The organism is Rhodococcus sp. IEGM 1381, assembly GCF_030056795.1.
In the GTDB taxonomy this organism is placed as follows: Bacteria; Actinomycetota; Actinomycetes; order Mycobacteriales; family Mycobacteriaceae; genus Rhodococcoides.
Window position 1 is genome coordinate 678,077 of the sequence record NZ_JASHKQ010000001.1, and the last position, 17,265, is coordinate 695,341.

Annotated in this window: 18 protein-coding genes and 1 pseudogene; 11 read left to right on the forward strand and 8 right to left on the reverse strand. The window is 63.1% G+C overall.

Annotated features, from left to right (window positions below):
* Window positions 1-16 precede the first annotated feature (16 nt).
* From rpsF to QM797_RS03300, 9 genes are all read left to right on the forward strand, one after another.
* Window positions 17-304, forward strand: a complete 288-nt coding sequence (rpsF, locus tag QM797_RS03260; RefSeq protein WP_008711385.1) for a 30S ribosomal protein S6 — start codon at window positions 17-19, stop codon at window positions 302-304.
* A gap of 57 nt (window positions 305-361) precedes the next feature.
* Window positions 362-913, forward strand: a complete 552-nt coding sequence (locus QM797_RS03265) for a single-stranded DNA-binding protein (protein ID WP_032378699.1) — start codon at window positions 362-364, stop codon at window positions 911-913.
* Between the two features lie 42 nt (window positions 914-955).
* A complete protein-coding gene (gene rpsR, locus QM797_RS03270) occupies window positions 956-1,198 on the forward strand; it encodes a 30S ribosomal protein S18 (protein ID WP_008711381.1) in 243 nt (80 codons plus the stop codon).
* 15 nt (window positions 1,199-1,213) lie between these two features.
* A complete protein-coding gene (gene rplI, locus QM797_RS03275; protein WP_283273698.1) occupies window positions 1,214-1,669 on the forward strand; it encodes a 50S ribosomal protein L9 in 456 nt (151 codons plus the stop codon).
* 226 nt (window positions 1,670-1,895) lie between these two features.
* On the forward strand, window positions 1,896-4,175 hold the full coding sequence (locus QM797_RS03280; RefSeq protein ID WP_502942255.1) for a SulP family inorganic anion transporter: 2,280 nt from the start codon (window positions 1,896-1,898) through the stop codon (window positions 4,173-4,175).
* A 522-nt stretch (window positions 4,176-4,697) separates the two neighbouring features.
* The gene (gene dnaB, locus QM797_RS03285; protein ID WP_027495083.1) at window positions 4,698-6,092 is read left to right on the forward strand and encodes a replicative DNA helicase; all 1,395 of its coding nucleotides are present in this window, start codon (window positions 4,698-4,700) and stop codon (window positions 6,090-6,092) included.
* Window positions 6,093-6,146: 54 nt separating this feature from the next.
* Window positions 6,147-6,944, forward strand: a complete 798-nt coding sequence (locus tag QM797_RS03290; RefSeq protein WP_283273700.1) for a DUF3800 domain-containing protein — start codon at window positions 6,147-6,149, stop codon at window positions 6,942-6,944.
* A gap of 230 nt (window positions 6,945-7,174) precedes the next feature.
* On the forward strand, window positions 7,175-7,486 hold the full coding sequence (locus tag QM797_RS03295; protein ID WP_283275254.1) for a DnaB-like helicase C-terminal domain-containing protein: 312 nt from the start codon (window positions 7,175-7,177) through the stop codon (window positions 7,484-7,486).
* 95 nt (window positions 7,487-7,581) lie between these two features.
* A complete protein-coding gene (locus QM797_RS03300) occupies window positions 7,582-7,839 on the forward strand; it encodes a DUF3297 family protein (RefSeq protein ID WP_283273701.1) in 258 nt (85 codons plus the stop codon).
* A 17-nt stretch (window positions 7,840-7,856) separates the two neighbouring features.
* On the opposite strand, the gene QM797_RS03305 is transcribed toward QM797_RS03300, so the two are convergent.
* From QM797_RS03305 to QM797_RS03320, 4 genes are read right to left on the reverse strand one after another with little or no spacing between them, the layout of a single operon-like run.
* Complete coding sequence (locus QM797_RS03305; RefSeq protein ID WP_283273702.1) at window positions 7,857-8,339, reverse strand: cysteine hydrolase family protein; 483 nt, start codon at window positions 8,337-8,339, stop codon at window positions 7,857-7,859.
* A gap of 1 nt (window position 8,340) precedes the next feature.
* Window positions 8,341-9,333 carry an aldo/keto reductase gene (locus QM797_RS03310; RefSeq protein ID WP_283273703.1) on the reverse strand — a complete coding sequence of 331 codons (993 nt, stop codon included), beginning with the start codon at window positions 9,331-9,333 and terminating at the stop codon, window positions 8,341-8,343.
* Window positions 9,314-9,799: a MerR family transcriptional regulator gene (locus QM797_RS03315; protein WP_283273704.1), complete on the reverse strand. Its 486-nt coding sequence runs from the start codon at window positions 9,797-9,799 to the stop codon at window positions 9,314-9,316. The genes QM797_RS03310 and QM797_RS03315 overlap by 20 nt, the downstream gene beginning before the upstream one ends.
* A 57-nt stretch (window positions 9,800-9,856) precedes the next feature.
* Complete coding sequence (locus QM797_RS03320) at window positions 9,857-10,423, reverse strand: TetR family transcriptional regulator (protein WP_283273705.1); 567 nt, start codon at window positions 10,421-10,423, stop codon at window positions 9,857-9,859.
* Window positions 10,424-10,463: 40 nt separating this feature from the next.
* Here QM797_RS03320 and QM797_RS03325 point away from each other — a divergent pair, with 40 nt between their 5' ends.
* A complete protein-coding gene (locus QM797_RS03325) occupies window positions 10,464-11,705 on the forward strand; it encodes a KasA/KasB family beta-ketoacyl-ACP synthase (protein ID WP_283273707.1) in 1,242 nt (413 codons plus the stop codon).
* Here the strand turns inward: QM797_RS03325 and QM797_RS03330 are convergent.
* A pseudogene (locus QM797_RS03330) lies at window positions 11,706-12,071 on the reverse strand (HAD-IC family P-type ATPase); the annotation flags it as partial. It abuts the gene before it with no gap.
* A 141-nt stretch (window positions 12,072-12,212) separates the two neighbouring features.
* Between QM797_RS03330 and QM797_RS03335 the strand changes: the two are divergent.
* Window positions 12,213-13,691 carry a DASS family sodium-coupled anion symporter gene (locus tag QM797_RS03335; protein WP_283273709.1) on the forward strand — a complete coding sequence of 493 codons (1,479 nt, stop codon included), beginning with the start codon at window positions 12,213-12,215 and terminating at the stop codon, window positions 13,689-13,691.
* Between the two features lie 12 nt (window positions 13,692-13,703).
* On the opposite strand, the gene QM797_RS03340 is transcribed toward QM797_RS03335, so the two are convergent.
* From QM797_RS03340 to QM797_RS03350, 3 genes are read right to left on the reverse strand one after another with little or no spacing between them, the layout of a single operon-like run.
* Complete coding sequence (locus QM797_RS03340; protein WP_283273711.1) at window positions 13,704-14,453, reverse strand: succinate dehydrogenase/fumarate reductase iron-sulfur subunit; 750 nt, start codon at window positions 14,451-14,453, stop codon at window positions 13,704-13,706.
* On the reverse strand, window positions 14,450-16,435 hold the full coding sequence (locus tag QM797_RS03345) for a fumarate reductase/succinate dehydrogenase flavoprotein subunit (RefSeq protein WP_283273712.1): 1,986 nt from the start codon (window positions 16,433-16,435) through the stop codon (window positions 14,450-14,452). Before QM797_RS03345 ends, QM797_RS03340 begins: the two co-directional genes overlap by 4 nt.
* The gene (locus QM797_RS03350) at window positions 16,432-17,103 is read right to left on the reverse strand and encodes a succinate dehydrogenase cytochrome b subunit (RefSeq protein ID WP_283273714.1); all 672 of its coding nucleotides are present in this window, start codon (window positions 17,101-17,103) and stop codon (window positions 16,432-16,434) included. Before QM797_RS03350 ends, QM797_RS03345 begins: the two co-directional genes overlap by 4 nt.
* Window positions 17,104-17,265: the final 162 nt, after the last annotated feature.

Here is a 17,265-nt window from a genome sequence, read left to right on the forward strand (position 1 = left end):
GAGGTGATGAGGTCTTATGCGTCATTACGAATTGATGGTCATTCTCGACCCCAATCTGGACGAGCGCACTGTCGCTCCGTCGCTCGATACGTTCCTCAACGTCGTTCGCAAGGATGGCGGCACCGTCGACAAGGTCGATGTGTGGGGCAAGCGTCGTCTGGCCTACGAAATCCTCAAGCACGCCGAGGGCATCTACGCCGTTGTGAACCTCAACGCCGAGCCTGCCACCGTCAGCGAGCTGGATCGTCAGCTCGGACTCAACGAGTCCGTGTTGCGTACGAAGGTCCTGCGACAGGGCAAGTAATTGTCGTTGCCCGCCTCTAGGCTGGCATCTACAACGCTTACTACTGAAAGAGGAACCATGGCAGGCGAGACCGTCATCACCGTCATCGGAAACTTGACGGCTGATCCAGAACTTCGATTCACCCCCGCCGGTGCGGCGGTTGCCAACTTCACGGTTGCATCCACGCCGCGCACATTCGATCGTCAGACGAACGAATGGAAAGACGGCGACGCGCTCTTCATGCGCTGCAACATCTGGCGCGAGGCAGCGGAGAACGTTGCCGAGAGCTTGACCCGAGGCTCGCGAGTGATCGTGAGCGGACGGTTGCGGCAGCGTTCGTACGAAACGCGTGAGGGTGAGAAGCGGACAGTCGTCGAGCTCGAAGTCGACGAGATCGGACCTTCACTCCGCTACGCCACCGCAAAGGTCAACAAGGCCAACCGCGGTGGAGGTGGCGGCGGAGGCGGCTTCAACTCCGGCTCCGGCTCCGGTTCCTCCGGCGGATCGAGCGGCGGCCGCTCGAACTCCTCGTCCAATTCCGGTTCCGGCGGAGACGATCCCTGGGGCAGTGCTCCAGCGGCATCGGGCTCCTTCGGCGGACGTGGCGGAGACGAAGAGCCACCGTTCTAGATCCTTCGATCGAGAACAACCAGATGTAACGGAGAAAGACCCATGCCCAAACCGCCATTGCGCGACAAGGTGCTCAAGAAGAAAGCGTGTTCCTTCTGCAAGGAGAAGAACGCGTCGATCGATTACAAGGACACGACGTTGCTGCGTAAGTACGTCAGCGATCGCGGAAAGATCCGTGCTCGCCGTGTCACCGGCAACTGCGTCCAGCATCAGCGTGACGTGGCCGTTGCCGTGAAGAATTCGCGTGAGGTAGCACTGCTGCCTTACGCCGCGACGGCTCGATAGAAAGGGGCGATTGGTATGAAACTGATCCTCACCGCTGATGTGGACAACCTCGGTGCGCCTGGCGACACCGTAGAGGTCAAGGACGGCTACGGCCGTAACTTCCTGCTGCCCCGCGGACTGGCCATCCAGGCCACCCGTGGAGCTCAGAAGCAGGTCGACGGCATTCGCCGCGCTCAGGAAGCTCGTGCCGTCCGCGGACTCGAGCACGCCAACGAGCTCAAGCAGGCCATCGAAGGCCTCGAGGCCGTCACGCTGTCCGTCAAGACCGCGGGCGACTCGGGCAAGCTGTTCGGCTCGGTCACCGCGTCGGACGTCGCTTCTGCGCTGAAGGCTTCCGGTGGCCCGGTTGTCGACAAGCGCAGCATCGATCTGCCGAAGGCACACGTCAAGAGCACGGGCAAGCACGACATCGTCGTGAACTTGCACCCCGACGTGACCGCCAAGTTCAAGCTGGAGGTCGTCGGAAGCTGATTTCGGCTTTCGGCCCAGTACGGCTGCAAAAAAGCCCCGCGAACCTCGGTTCGCGGGGCTTTTTCGTGTCTTCTCACAAAGATCAACTGTCGCAATGGGTTCCGATTTGTGAAGGATCTCTCTCGGCGACATCTTTAGCCAAGGTTTGCGTAGCCTTTACGTGGGGGCGACATTCGATGCCGGAACGATCGACCGACCTGACGCCTAGACGCCCGGAGGAACTGCCGTGACAACGACAGCAGAGCACGACTCAGAACCCAGCCCGAAGACCCGATCCGAGCCACCGTCTCGGATCGGGTCGATAATGAAATACGATCTCCCGGCCTCTCTGGTCGTTTTCCTTGTGGCAGTGCCACTTTCGATCGGTATCGCAGTCGCCTCCGGTGCCCCGATCATGGCCGGGCTCATCGCCGCTGTGGTCGGCGGCATTCTCGCCGGCATCCTCGGGGGATCACCACTGCAGGTCAGCGGTCCCGCCGCGGGTCTGACGGTGGTGGTTGCCGAGTTGGTCAACCAATTCGGCTGGGGCATAACGTGCGCCATCACAGTTCTTGCCGGTGCTGTGCAGATCCTGTTGGGAATGAGCCGAATTGCGCGTAGCGCCCTGGCGATTTCGCCGGTGGTGGTACATGCCATGCTCGCCGGAATCGGCATAACCATTGCGCTGCAGCAGATTCACGTCCTCCTCGGCGGTGAGTCCGAGAGTTCGGCCGTGCAGAATATCCTCGCGATTCCCACGTCCGTGGCGAACGGTCAATGGCCGTCGATCATCGTCGGTGGAATCGTTGTGGTGCTCATGTTCGCCTGGCCGCGGTTGGCCGAGCTGTCCAGCGTGTTGGCGAAGGTCGCCAAGGTTCCCGCCGCACTCGTCGCAGTGGTCACTGCCACCGCCGTCTCGATCTTGTTCTCCCTCGATGTCGAGCGAATCGAATTGCCGGGCAATTTGATCGAATCGTTGAGCTTCCCCATCATGCCCGACGGGCAGTGGAGTGCCTTCGTGACCGGTGTCATCACCATCGCGTTGATCGCCAGCGTCGAGAGCCTGCTCTCCGCAGTTGCCGTAGACAAGATGCACAGTGGTGAGCGCACCAACTTCGATCGAGAATTGATGGCACAGGGTGCGGGCAACATGGCCTCCGGTGCCATCGGTGGTCTGCCGATCACCGGTGTCATCGTGCGCAGTGCCACGAACGTCAAGGTCGGTGCCAAGTCTCGTGCGTCGGCGATTCTGCACGGGGTGTGGATTTTGATCTTCTCGGTACTGTTCATCTCGATCGTCGAGCTGGTCCCGTTCGCTGCACTCGCGGGTCTGTTGGTGATGATCGGTGTGCAGCTGATCAAGTTGGCGGACATCAAGATTGCGAACAAGACCGGTGACATCGCGGTCTATGCGGTGACGGTCGTCGGTGTGGTGGCACTGAATTTGCTCGAAGGCGTGCTCATCGGATTGGCTCTGTCGATCATCCTGGTGCTGCGCCGTGTCGTGTGGGCGAAGGTGCGCGCGGAGGAGACGGTCGACGGTACCTGGCGCGTCACCATCGAGGGTTCGTTGAGCTTTCTCGCGCTCCCAAGGCTGACGCACGTGCTGTCCACCGTCCCTGGCGGAACAGACGTCACGGTGCGCTTGGGCGTCGACTTCCTGGACCACGCGGTGCACGACGCGTTGAACGAGTGGATGCGGCAGCACGAACTCAGTGGTGGCACAGCGAAAGTCGAGGAAGTGGGTACGGCGTCGATGGCTGCCGCCGCCGAGGGTCCACCAAAGCGTGGGTCTGCGACGGTACGCAGTTCGTTGGCTCCGTGGCGCGCCTGGCAGCTCAAGAGCGATGTTGCGCAGAAGGATTCGCCGGTGGCGCTGCGGGCTGTGATGAGCGGGGTGGCCGAGTATCATCGCACCCACGCACCCAATATTCGTCCGCACCTCGAGGGGCTGACCGACAGCCAGGATCCGGACACGCTCTTTCTCTGCTGTGTGGATTCGCGCGTCATGCCGAACACGATCACCAGTAGCGGTCCGGGCGATCTGTTCACGGTCCGCAATATGGGCAACCTCGTTCCCGCGAAGGGTCAGGATTGCTCGGTGGAGGCCGCGCTGGCGTTCGGTGTCGATCAGCTGGGCACCTCGTCGGTGGTGGTGTGCGGACACTCGGGCTGCGGTGCCATGAAAGCGGTGCTGAGTGGGCCGGAGAATGCCGCCGACGAGTCCGTGGCGGAATGGCTGGGTCACGCGGTGGCGAGCGTGGACGCATACCGCAGCGGACACGTGGTGGGTCGTCAGGCCGCAGAGCTGGGTTTCGGCGAGGCGGATCAACTCGCCATGGTGAACGTGGCCGTGCAGTTGCAGACTCTCACTCGCCACCGTGTGGTGGGCCGTGCCAACGCCGAGGGGCGCCTACACATCACCGGACTGTTCTTCGACATTCCGACGGCCCGGGTGCTCCAGATCAGCACCAAGGAGGTCACGGTGCTGGATCCGGCCGATTGCCCGCAGAAGAGCCACGTCTGACATCTGATCGGCAGTGACGAGTGGCCCGATTCCAAGCCTGGAATCGGGCCACTTCTGCCGAAACGGGATAGTGGTCTGTTTCTGTGAGCAATCCCAGCGCGTGTGACCTAGTTCACCCTGAGGTTCACCTGGCATTTACTCAACACGCCCGAGCTGTCAATTCGGCCGACACGCCGATCCAGAATCAATGCACAGGAAGAAAACTTTATGTACACCCCTCGAGCAGGCGGAATCGTCGAAACTGTGAAAGTTATACCCAGGTTATCCCCAGGTGGTCAACACCGTTGTTCAAGCTCATCCACATTTCGTCCACAGATTCATGCACAGGCTGTGTTGTGACTCCTGCCGATACCGCTTAACGTCCGTGCAGCGTCTCTCTCGATGCCGTGCAAAGGCGACGAGACGGCGTGAATCCGGTGTCGATCAGTACCTGTCGGTGCCCGGGGGTAGAACTTGCTCGAGCGCACGTTCGGGTGTTATTCGGCGTGCTGAAGACTAATGGGGAGAGGACGGCCGGTTCGCGTGGCAGTTGTGGACGATCGAGGACAGTCCGACTACTCCGGCTCCTCCTCCAGCGAGGGACCCGGTGAGGATTTCGGTCGCCAACCCCCGCAGGACATGGCAGCCGAGCAGTCCGTCCTGGGCGGGATGTTGCTGAGCAAGGACGCCATTGCCGACGTGCTCGAGGTGCTTCGGCCGGGTGATTTCTATCGGCCGGCGCACCAGAACGTCTACGACGCGATTCTGGACCTCTACAGCCGCGGCGAGCCCGCCGACCCGGTCACCGTCTCGGCCGAATTGGATCGACGCGGGGAGCTCAAACGCATCGGAGGTCCGCCGTACCTGATCACGCTGACTCAGACGACGCCCACGGCGGCCAACGCCGGGTACTACGCCGAGATCGTTGCCGAGAAGTCGATTCTGCGCCGCCTCGTGCAGGCCGGTACCCGCATCGTGCAGTTCGGCTACGCCGGAGCCGATGGCCAGGACGTCGCCGAAGTCGTCGACCGCGCGCAGGCCGAGGTCTACGAGGTCACCGAGCGACGCACCTCCGAGGACTTCCTGCCCCTCGAAGAGTTGCTGCAGCCCACGATGGACGAAATCGACTCCATCGCCAGTCGCGGTGGCATTTCTCTGGGCGTACCAACAGGATTCGCCGAACTCGACGAAATCACCAACGGTCTTCACCCTGGTCAGATGATTATTGTCGCGGCGAGACCTGGCGTGGGTAAGTCGACCCTAAGTATGGATTTTATGCGTTCGTGCTCCATCAAGCACGGCATGCCCAGTGTCATCTTCTCTCTGGAGATGAGTCGCACCGAGATCGTCATGCGACTGTTGTCCGCCGAGGCGAAGATCAAGCTCGGCGACATGCGTTCCGGAAAGATGACCGACGATGACTGGACCAAGCTGGCCCGGCGCATGAGTGAGATCAGCGAAGCACCGCTCTTCGTCGACGATTCGCCCAACCTGACGATGATGGAGATTCGCGCCAAGGCACGTCGCCTCAAGCAGCGCAACGGCCTGAAACTCATTGTGGTGGACTACCTTCAGCTGATGTCGTCCGGCAAAAAGGTCGAATCTCGCCAGCAGGAGGTCTCGGACTTCTCGCGTCAGCTGAAGCTTCTCGCCAAAGAGCTCGAATGCCCGGTGGTCGCGGTGTGCCAGCTCAACCGTGGTCCTGAGCAGCGAACCGACAAGAAGCCGATGGTCTCCGACCTCCGTGAGTCCGGCTCACTGGAGCAGGACGCCGACATGGTGATTCTGCTGCACCGCCCCGACGCAATCGAGCGCGACGACCCCCGCGGCGGTGAGGCCGACCTGATTCTCGGCAAGCACCGTAACGGTCCGACCGCGACAATCACTGTGGCACACCAGCTGCACCTATCGAGATTCGTCGATATGGCGCGAGGATAGGGCGATGTTCCCGTGGGCTGACCGCGTTCATACGTGGACTGCGGTCGTTGCTGCTTGTCCGACCGCGATTTGACTGCCTTGACGCCACTTTCGGATCAGGTTGTCGGACCGCGCTTGGAGTTCGCGTACATTGACGAATCCGGTGATACCGGCATGGGCACTGGCGGTTCAGCGACATTCACACTCGGATGTGTCTTGATTCCAGCCGACGATTGGACGACAAGGCTGGACCATGTCATCGAGATGCGACGGGGTGTCCGCGATCTGTACCGAATTCCGATGAGACAGGAAGCGAAGGCGAACCATATTGTCGGAGTGAAGAAGGTCTACCGCGATCTTGGCCTGGGCGATGGGCAAATGCGCGACCTGTACCAGCGGCATCTAAAATCTCTGGTAACCGTGTCATCCGGAGTCTTCGCAATCTCGATTCGTAAGGACCTCGTGCAGAAGCGTGATCTCGACGTCTTCGATAGATCGTGGACGTATTTATTGGAACGACTGCGTAAGCGCAGTGATTCGAGCGGTGTTCCGATCGTGATCGTCCACGACATCGGTCAGAACGACGAGGTGCGAAAGCTGGTTCGCCGGTTTCGGCGCATTACATGGTCCGCACTAGGCGACCGGGTCAATGCGCGCCACATTATCGAGGATTCTGTACCTAGAGATTCGCAGCAGTCCTACTTCATACAGCTTGCGGACCTGGTTGCCTACGCTGCTTCCGTGAAAGTGCTCCCCCGCAACGGGCGAACGGCGAAGATCTGCAACGACGAGATGTGGGACCTGCTTGCGCCGATTCATGTCAACAAGGTCTCGCAGCGAGGCGACGGAATCTACTTGTTTCCGCCGAAATGAAGAGGGGCCTCCTCACGGAGGCCCCTTGACGGCTAACCTACCTCGGCCATGCGGCCGGCTCAGCTAGCAACTTTAGGACACCATGCCGGGGCCAACATAGTCAAGCGGTGAAGCCACAGGAGCACCGGAACCAAGGGCGCAGTTCAACTTGCTACGTCAGCGACGTGCAAGGCTTACGGCCCGACCTTCTCGCTTCAGCTCCAGTTCCTTGCCACGGAAGTCGAGTGCCGGTGGTTACGGTATGCCCCCTCAACCGTGGTCCTGAGCAGCGAACTGAGAAGAAGCCGATGGTCTCGGACCTCTATGAGTTCGGCTCATCGGAGCAGGATGCGGACATGGTGATTCTGTTGCATCGTCCCGGCGCCATTGAGCGCGACGACCCCCGCGGCGGTGGGGCTGACCTGATTCTCGGCGAGCACCGTAACGGTCGAACCGCGACAATCACTGTGGCGGAACGACTTCGAGTTCAGGTTCGTGGACATCGCGCGCGGCTAGAGCCAACAGTGCTGACCCAGCACTATTCGGTACGTATCGCGCGGTAACAGTCCCAGCTACCAAGGCTCCCCGATACCGCCGGGTCGCGTATCCTTTCTGGAGTTCAGCCCAAAATCTAACGCAGCAATCAACGAAAGTAATCATGCCCGAGGACCAGAACACAGACGTTCCACCGAATCATCTTTCCATCGATCCGCGTAGCGCCTTCTACAGCGAAGAGGTTCTTCGCCGTGACGTGGGTATTCGCTTCAACGGCGTCGAGAAGACGAGTATTCGCGAATACAACGTGACCGAGGGATGGGTGCGAGTAGAAGTCCCGACCGCGAAGGATCGCTACGGAAATCCCATGCTCGTCAAGCTCAAGGGCACGGTCGAACCGTACTTCCGCGACGCAAAATAGCGGACTTCGCCCGGGGTTTACTCGACAGTGGCACCGGCCGCCACCATGGATTCGAGGGCTCGCCGATGCTCGTCCTTGGTCGACCCCGCGCAAGCAGCGGAGTGCACCGTGACGCGGTAGCCCAGTGAACACGCACTTTCCGCAGCAATTCGAACACCGAAATCCGTGAGGTACCCGGTAATCACCAAGTGCTCCACCCCGACGAGCCTCAGCTGGGCATCGAGATCGGGGTTGGACCAGATGTCGCGGTCGAACTTCGTTGCGATGAGGTCTCCTGGCAGAGGCGTCATCGACGGGTGGAAGCGGGCACCGTCACCGTCCGCGTCGGAACGCAGCGGATCGGTCGCATCCTGGCTCAGATAGCGAGTGCACACCACCAGTGCGCCCGTAGCGCGCTGGGCTGCACGGACCGATTCGGCGCGAGCCAATGCGTCGGGATCGTGTCCGAGCTCTATGATCCAGGGCTGAAAGTCGATCTCCAACAGTGCTGTTCGCGGCACATCAGTATCGAGTTCCGACTGCAGCGGGTGCATCTTCGAGCGCGGTGAGATCCTGGGCGGTGAGCTGAACCTCGAGTGCCGCGAGGTTGGCGTCGAAGTGTCCGATGTTGGTGGTGCCGGGAATAGGAATCACGTGGGGACCCTGGGCAAGTACCCACGCCAATGCCACAGCGGCAACGGTGGATTCGTGCCTCGATGCAACTGCGGACACCACCTCGACGATCGATCGGTTTTGATCGGCGGCAGCTTCGGAGAATCGGGGAAGTGCCAACCGCATGTCGGTCGCCGGAAGTGTGGAGGTGTCGAGCGAACCGGTGAGAAATCCTCGACCCAACGGTGAAAACGGCACGAACACCGCGTCGTTCTCGCCCGTCCACTCCACCATGTTTCCCACAGGCTCACCATCGTGTGTAGTGCCCTGCCCCAATGCGTTTCGAGTCCACAGGGATAGTTCGGACTGCACCGCAGCGACCGGATGGATACTGTGGGCCACCCGTGCCTGCTCGACAGTGACCTCGCTGAGGCCCAGGGCGCGCACCTTGCCCGCCGCCACCAATTCGGACAGGGTTCCCCAGGAGTCCTCGATCGGTACCTGGTCGTCGACGCGGTGGAGGTAGTACAGATCGATGGTGTCCACACCGAGGTTCCGCAGGCTCGAGTCGCAGGCCTGCGCGAGGTGTTCCGGCGTACCGTTTCGCGTCAGGACAGGCGCACCGCCGTCGGCGTTCCCGATCAAGCCGGCTTTCGTGGCGATCACAGCATTCGTCCCGGCCAGAGCGCGGCCGACGACCCTCTCGTTGTGTCCGGCAGCGTAGGCGTCGCTGGTGTCGAAGAAGTCGATCCCTGACGCGAGTGCGTGCGCCAGGATGTGTGCACCGGCAGTGTCCGAGGAGGTGTCCGCACCGGTGTAGGCCCAGCTGATACCCATGCAGCCGAGGCCGATGGCACCGACATTGCGTCCGAGTGCCGGGACGCTACGAGTGGAAATCGACATGAATGCTCCTGTGCTCGTTGGATGATGGAGGGACGACCGCGAGACCATCGCAGTCGAGACCCTGTGCGATCAGGTCCTCGTAGTGCGAAATTTTCGTTTCCAGCGCAGACCGTGCTTCGGCGAGACGACGTTGCTTCTCGTCGACGCGTAGCCGGTGCGCGCTCAGAATGTCGATCCGTTCCTGATGTGTGGACGAACCCTGGTTCACCAGAATCACGAATCGACGCATATCGGCCGTGGGCATCCCGGTCGACCGAAGACGAACCAGAAGTTTCACGAGTGCGACCAGTCTCGGGCTGAACGCGCGCCTACCCATCGTCGTGCGTGGGATCTCCGGTATCAGGCCCTCCCGCTCGTACCAACGCAACGTGTCCTGCGTCAGCCCCGAGGACTCGGCCATCTCGGCAATTCCGATACTCGCGGGCTCGGTGTCGGTCGTGGCCGGTGAATGCGGTGCTGCGGTCATGGGCCAGACGCTACGTCTTCGAGTGCACTCCAACGCAAGCTGAAATCGGCCACGGGCTCACACCAGTCCGGCGTGCCCGCGAAAGAGTATGGCGGCGGCCGCATCGGTGCGTGCGGAATCCCCCGTGGTGAAGCGGTCGAGGAGTAGCCCCCTGAACCCTGCGCCCAATGCGGTGGCTCGTACGGAGGCCGTCGCCGAGTCCATCCCACAACGGGCCATCGCTGCGGCCAAAGCGTCGGTCAGTGCCCGAACGCTGGCACTTGCGAAGTCCGCGAGAACGCCGGATTTGATGGACGCAATTCCGATGACCTGCATCAGGATTCGTGAGCTGACCGCATCGGTACCGTCGGTCATCGACGTCCACAGGTGGTGCAGTCGTTGCTCGAGCTGCTTCGAATCGCGCACGTCGCCGAACATCTCGTCGAATGCCGGCCGTTGACTGGTCAGCGCCTGCACGATCAAGTTCTCACGAGAATCGAAGTAGTAGATGAGCATTCGAGAGCTGGTACCGAGTTCGGCGGCGAGCGGGCGGAGCGTCAGATCGTCGAGTCCATGGGTGCCGATGTACTCGACAACACGGCCGAGCAGTTCGACTCGCTTGTCGTGATCGAGGGGACGGGCCATCACTTGACTGTACCGGTCGCTACATGTATTCATAAACGCTATGAGTGAACCGATCGCTACACAAACTCCTCGCCACGCTGTCATCACCGGGTACGTTGCAACGACGGCACTGGCGGACGACGCCGACACCACCTGGGAGTACTTGCTCGACGGTCGGAGCGGGATCGGCCCCCTCGTGAGCGCGTTCGTCTCGGATTACGACCTGCCGGTTCGCATCGGAGGCGTCCTGCAGATGGCGCTATCCGACCATCTGACCCGCGTGGAGCAGCGCAGACTGTCTTTTGTCGAACAGCTGGCGGTTGTGCTCGGACGGCGACTCTGGAGTGATGCAGGGCTGGACGACATGGACACGGACCGACTCGCAGTGGCAGTGGGCACCGGGTTGGGCGGCGGTGACGCGTTGATCGGTGCCGTCGACGCGATGAGGGCGGGTGGCTACCGAAAGGTGTCGCCGATGTCGGTGCCGATGGTGATGCCGAATGGGCCTGCAGCACACATTGGACTCGAGGTCGGAGCCCGTGCGGGGGTGTTCACACCGGTATCGGCGTGTTCCTCGGGTTCGGAAGCCCTGGCTCACGCGTGGCGGTTGATTGCTACAGGCGAAGCGGATGTCGTGATTGCGGGCGGCGTCGAGGGGCATATCGATGCCGTACCGATCGCGAGCTTTTCGATGATGCGTGCCATGAGCACGCGCAACGACGAACCGACGCGCGCGTCGAGGCCTTTTGATCGTGATCGCGACGGATTCGTGTTCGGGGAGGCTGGAGCGCTGGTGATCGTCGAGTCGGAACAGCACGCTGTGGCTCGTGGTGCGCATATTCATGGTCGGCTGTTGGGCGCGGGTATCACCTCGGACGGGTTCCATATCGTGGCACCGGATCCGAAGGGTCGGGGAATTCGCAAGGCAATGGAAAAGGCCATCGGCGCAGCAGGTTTGAGTGCTCGGGACATCGGTCACGTCAATGCACATGCAACCGCGACTCCGATAGGTGATCTGTCGGAGGCCAAGGCCATTGCCGCCACGGTCGGCCACGCGTCCGTCTACGCACCGAAGTCCGCGCTCGGTCATTCCATCGGTGCAGTCGGGGCACTCGAGGCAATTCTCACGATGCTGTCGATACGTGAATCCGAGGTGCCGCCTACTCTCAACCTCGACAATCAAGACCCAGCCATCGACCTGGACGTCGTCGGATCGCGGCGCCGTCAGAAGGTCGACTACGCGCTCAGCACGTCGATCGGGTTCGGCGGGCACAACGTCGCCCTCGCGTTCGGTCGCTACTGATCAGATTCGATACCGGATCAGACGAGAGCTGTTGCCGACCACCGCGACCGAGGACGCGTTGTGCAGGATCGCGGCGAGGACCGGAGACAGTGCTCCACCGGCACTGACCACGAGGCCCAGCGCGTCCACTGCGATCGACATTCCGTAGTTCTGCCTGATGACGGACACTGATTGTCGACCGAGATCTCGCACGTCGAGCAGCCGTGACAAGTCGTCGCTGGCCAGCGCCACGTCGGCGGTCTCGACGGCAACATCTGTGCCCGCCAACCCCATTGCGATTCCGATATCCGCCACCGTGAGGGCGGGAGCATCGTTGGTGCCGTCACCGACCATGGCCACAACGTATTTCTCTTCTTGCATGTGGCGACTTCCAGGCTCGCCGCGGGTGCGTGACGCCTCGAACTCGTCTGTGCTCGCGACTGATCTCACGGTGCAGGTGACATCTCCGGCAAGGGCGAGGGACCTTGTGCCCTGTCGCTGACCTGGCCGCACCGCCACGCTTGACGCATGACCCAGACCCCGGCGCCGGCCGCCGAACCGATCTCTACCCCGCCGCCCGTCCCACCGCCGCACAAGCACGTATCCCCGCTCCTGTGGACGGCCGGTATCCCCATCCTGCTGGCCGTATCCGGATTCTTGCTCCCGACACCGGATGGAATCGACCCGCACGGCATGGCCATGCTCGGGATCTTCGTGGGCACCATCGCCGGGCTCATCTTGCAGCCCCTACCCACCGGCTCCGTTGCTCTGATCGGCCTGGCCGTCGCCATGATCACTCGCACCCAAGTGCCCGCGGACGCGCTCGCCGGCTTCAGCAACTCCACCATCTGGCTGATCGTCGCGGCATTCTTCATCGCGGAGGGCTTTCTCGTCACCGGCCTCGGTGAACGCATCGCGCTGCACTTCGTGGTCAGAATGGGACGCTCGAGCCTGGGGCTCTCCTACGGTATGGCGCTGACCGACCTTTTGCTTGCCCCTGCGACGCCGTCCAACACCGCCCGCGCCGGCGGGGTCGTCTATCCGATCATCGCCTCACTGAGCAAGCTGGAGAATTCACAGCCCGAGCCCGACGAGTCGCGCAAACGCCTCGGCGCGTTCCTTCTGCTCACCTCGCTACAGGTCAATGTCGTCACCTCGGCGATGTTCGTGACCGCGATGGCAGGTAACCCGCTGGCGGTGGCAGCCGCGGCCGAATTGGGCGTCGACATCTCCTGGGCCCGCTGGGCGATCGCTGCGAGCGTGCCCGGTATCGCCAGTATCGTCGCCGTGCCATGGGTGATGTCCAAGATCTACCCACCGACGGTGAAGAGGACGCCGGAGGCACCGAAGCACGCCAGGGAGCGGCTCGCCGCCTCGGGTTCTACCTCGCGTCCCGAGAAGATCATGGCCGCGACGTTCGTCGGTTTGCTCGTACTATGGTGTGCTGGTTCACAACTCGGCATCAATGCCACCTCCGCAGCCTTTGCCGGTGTTGCCGTGCTTCTCGTCACCAAGGTGCTCACGTGGAAGAACCTGGTCACCGATACCGGTGCCTGGCAGACGCTGGTGTTCTTCGCGGTGCTCGTCGGAATGGCCTCTCAGCTGCAGGCCTATGGCGTCATCGGCTGGGTCGGAGACAAGGTTTCGGGAGGCGTCGCGGGCCTGCCGTGGTTGGTCGCTTTCGCGATACTGACCGCTGTCTACTTCTATGCCCACTACCTGTTCGCCTCGAACACAGCCCAGATCGTTGCGATGTATGCGGTCTTCCTCGCCGCAGCGCTGGCCGCGGGCGCTCCTCCGCTGTTCGCAGCTCTGGTCCTCGGGTTCATCGGAAATCTGTTCGGGGGTCTAGCCCACTATTCGTCCGGCCCGGCCGGAGTGATCTTCGGATCCGGCTTCGTCAAGACCTCGGAATGGTTCCGCATCGGCTTCGTCATGAGCGTGGTGCTCATCGCGATCTGGACGGTTATCGGCGGAGCGTGGATGAAGCTACTCGGAATCTGGTGAGCGGCAGGGCGCTCAGTCCGGGCGCCCCCGCCACCGGGCTCTGATGGTTTCCTTGGGAACCGCGGCGATCGCGGTGAGCGGTATGTCTGCGGGGCAGACGGTGGCGCATTCGCCGAAGGTCGAGCAGGGACCGAACTCGGCATCCATCGAATCGGTCATCGCCAGTGCGCGCGTTCCCCGTTCGGTCCGGCCTTGGACCATCAACGACAGATGCGCGAGCTTGGAGCCGACGAACAGGTGAGCAGCACCGTTGGGGCAGGCGGCTACACACGCACCGCAGCCGATGCAGCCACCGAACTCGAGAGCGGCTTCGGCGGTGGCGTGCGGAACTGGCCGGGAGTCCGCGTCCGGGGCAGTGCCGGCGGCGACCGAGATGAATCCACCGGCCTCGATCACCCGGTCCAGGGCAGAGCGGTCTACCACCAGGTCGCGCACCACGGGAAACGCGCCGGAACGCAATGGCTCCAGCGTGATTCGGGCGCCATCGGCGAAGCTACGCAGGTGCTGGCGGCAGCTGGGGGTATTGGCCTCCGGTCCGTGCGGACGTCCGTCGACGGTGATGCCGCAGGAGCCGCAGATGCCCTCGCGGCAGTCCGAGTCGAAGACCACCGGATCGGTGCCGGCCTCGATCAGGCTCTCGTTGAGCCGGTCGAGTAGTTCCAGGAGCGACATGCCCGGCATGGCATCGGCGACGACGTACGTCTCGAAACCACCGGCCGCGGCAGTGTCGGCTTGGCGCCAGATTTCGAGCGTGAGTTTCATCGGTAGTCTCTCGTCTGTAGTGGCACGGCTGTGTAGGTCAGTGGTTCCGCATGTCGGATGTGATGCCCGTCGTCCCGGGTCTCCCACGCCGAGGCGAACGCCCAGTGCTCGTCGTCTCGCACCGCCTCGCCGGTGGCGCTCTGGTGTTCGACGCGAAAGTGAGCGCCGCAGGACTCGTCTCGGTCCAGCGCATCGACGCACATGAGCTCGGCGAGTTCGAGGAAGTCGGCCACCCGTCCAGCATGCTCGAGTTCCTGGTTGAGCTCGTTTCCGTCTCCCACGATCCGCAGGTCTTGCCAGAACTGGGCCCGCAACGCTCGGATCTCGCCGATGGCGGTGGTGAGTCCTGCCGCCGAGCGGCTCACCCCACAGCCTCGGTACAGGATCTCGCCGAGCTCGCGGTGGAAGTGACTGGCGCTCGCGGTGCCGTTCACCGCGAGGAGTGCGTCGGTGCGGGTGCGAACCCGCCCGAGCGCGGTCGTGACGGCCGGATCATCCGGTGAGAGTCGTTCCGAACCCAACAGCGGCGCAAGGTAACTCGGGATCGATCGGGGTAAAGTGAACCAGCCGTCCACCGATGCCGAGAGCAACGAGTTCGCGCCCAGTCGGTTGGCACCGTGGTAGCCCCAGCCCGCCTCGCCGCCGACGAAGAGCCCGGGGATCGACGTCATCAGGTCGTAGTCCGCCCACAATCCACCCATGACGAAGTGGGCCGCGGGGGCGATCCGCATCGGGGTGTCCAGCGGGTCGTCACCGGTGGCGTTGCGGTAGGTGTCGAAGATGTTGCCGTAGCGCTCCTCGAGTACCTTCCGGCCGATTGTCGCGACGGCGTCTCGGAAATCGAGATAGACGCTGTTGTGCTGCGGACCGACGCCGTGACCGGAGTCGATCTGCTCGAGTGCGGCCCGAGAGGAGACGTCGCGCGGGGCAAGGTTGCCGTACGCGGGGTATTTGCGTTCGAGGTAGTAGTCCCGCTCCGCGTCGGGCACCGCGGCGGGATCTCGGTCGTCGCCGGCTTCGGCAGGGACCCAGATGCGGGCGTCGTTGCGCAGCGACTCACTCATCAGTGTGGTCTTGGACTGCCAGGGGGAATCGACGGGCAAGGCGGTGGGGTGAAACTGCACGAACGACGGCGAGGCAACCAGCGCGCCGTGTCGATGCGCGCGCCACATGGCGGTGGCGTTGCTGTTCAGCGCCAGCGTCGAATGGTGGTAGACGGTGCCGTATCCCCCGGTGGCCAGTACCACCGCGTGACCGGTGGTGGCGGCGAGCTCCCCGGTGACGAGGTCGCGGGTGACCACGCCTTGCGCTCGGCCGTCGGCGATCACCAGGTCGAGCATTTCCCGTCGGGTGTGCACGACGACGTTCCCCGCGGCGACCTGCCGATGCAATGCTTGCGAGGCAGCCACCTGCAGCTGCTGACCGGTTTGGCCGCGGGTGTAGTAGGTCCGCGAGACCTGCACGCCGCCGAAGGAGCGGGTAGCGAGCTGACCGCCGTACTCACGGGCGAAGGGTGCCCCGATCGCGTCGAGATGGTCGACGACGCGGACCGACTCCTCACCCAACCGGAAGCCCTCTGCTTCACGACCCCGGAAGTCTCCGCCCTTGACGGTGTCGCGGACGAATCGCTCCAGGCTGTCGCCGTCGACCTTCCGTGCGCGGGCCGCGTTGATGCCACCTTGGGCGGCGACGCTGTGTGCGCGACGGGGGGAATCGTGGAAGGTGAACACTTCCACCCGGAACCCCAGCTCACCGAGGGCGGCGGCGCAGGCCGACCCGGCGAGACCGGTGCCGACCACGAGGACGGTGAACTGCTTGCGGTTGGGCGGACTGACCAGAGCGTGATCGAGTTGTCTTCGCGCCCAGGCGGTTGCGGGATCGCCGTCGGGAATGTTGCCCGACAACGGATCTCCGAGGCTACGTAAGGAATCGAGCGTCAGTGGGGATGTCGGTGGTGCGAGCATGTGCGGGGTCGTGGTCATGAGACCACTCCGGTGAGGACGGCGATGGGGATCGATGCGTTGCCGACGAAGATCAGCCCGGCCAGCGTGCCGCCGACTATCGTCGCGGCCCGTCTCCCCCGTTGGCCGGTGACACCGAAATCATTGACCACGCTCCACAATCCGTGCAACAGGTGCAGACCCAGGACCGTCATCGCGAGGAGATAGATCGAGGCGATGACGGGACGGTCGAGGCTCGCGACGAGGTTTTCGTAGGCTGCGCTGGTGGACGTGGTGCCGGGGTCGAAACCCGAGCTCGCGACGGGAGCGGTGCCGGTGGTCAGGTCGAGGATGTGAATGATGATGAACAGCCCGAGCACGATGCCGGTGACCGGCATCGTGCGGGCCGAGAACGTGCGAATGCCCCAGCCGAGGCGGCGACGCTTGAACGGGCCCCGCGCTTTCCTGGCGCGGAGCCACAGCATCACCCCGCATCCGATATGGCCGACCACGCAGAGCGCGAGTATCGCTCGCAGGATCCACAGCACGCCGCTGTACGGAAGCAGGGGTTCGCCGAGAGTCCGCAGCCAGTGCCCGTAGTCGTCGTAGTGCTCCGCGCCGAGGTAGACCTTGAGGTTCCCGAGCAGATGCACGATCACGAAGAGCGCGAACACCGTGCCCGTCGTGGCCATGACGAACTTCTCAGTCACCGTGGACGGCCGTGGCACCGGGCGGTGCTCTCGTGCTGCTGAGCTCCGCGCAGTATCGCGGGTGGGGGCGGACATCTCAGTGGCCTCCGGGGATGTGGGGGTGACGCAACCCGGGTGGCGGCGACGACCTCCCCAGTCAACGGACCTGGTGTGCCCTGCGAC

Excerpts from the sequence above, each read along its gene's own strand:
- rpsF (WP_008711385.1), top strand. The coding sequence starts at position 17 with ATGCGTCATTACGAATTGATGGTCATTCTCGACCCCAATCTGGACGAG.
- QM797_RS03265 (WP_032378699.1), top strand. The coding sequence starts at position 362 with ATGGCAGGCGAGACCGTCATCACCGTCATCGGAAACTTGACGGCTGAT.
- rpsR (WP_008711381.1), top strand. The coding sequence starts at position 956 with ATGCCCAAACCGCCATTGCGCGACAAGGTGCTCAAGAAGAAAGCGTGT.
- rplI (WP_283273698.1), top strand. The coding sequence starts at position 1,214 with ATGAAACTGATCCTCACCGCTGATGTGGACAACCTCGGTGCGCCTGGC.
- QM797_RS03300 (WP_283273701.1), top strand. The coding sequence starts at position 7,582 with ATGCCCGAGGACCAGAACACAGACGTTCCACCGAATCATCTTTCCATC.
- QM797_RS03310 (WP_283273703.1), bottom strand. The coding sequence starts at position 9,333 with ATGTCGATTTCCACTCGTAGCGTCCCGGCACTCGGACGCAATGTCGGT.
- QM797_RS03315 (WP_283273704.1), bottom strand. The coding sequence starts at position 9,799 with ATGACCGCAGCACCGCATTCACCGGCCACGACCGACACCGAGCCCGCG.
- QM797_RS03320 (WP_283273705.1), bottom strand. The coding sequence starts at position 10,423 with ATGGCCCGTCCCCTCGATCACGACAAGCGAGTCGAACTGCTCGGCCGT.
- QM797_RS03325 (WP_283273707.1), top strand. The coding sequence starts at position 10,464 with ATGAGTGAACCGATCGCTACACAAACTCCTCGCCACGCTGTCATCACC.
- QM797_RS03335 (WP_283273709.1), top strand. The coding sequence starts at position 12,213 with ATGACCCAGACCCCGGCGCCGGCCGCCGAACCGATCTCTACCCCGCCG.
- QM797_RS03340 (WP_283273711.1), bottom strand. The coding sequence starts at position 14,453 with ATGAAACTCACGCTCGAAATCTGGCGCCAAGCCGACACTGCCGCGGCC.
- QM797_RS03345 (WP_283273712.1), bottom strand. The coding sequence starts at position 16,435 with ATGACCACGACCCCGCACATGCTCGCACCACCGACATCCCCACTGACG.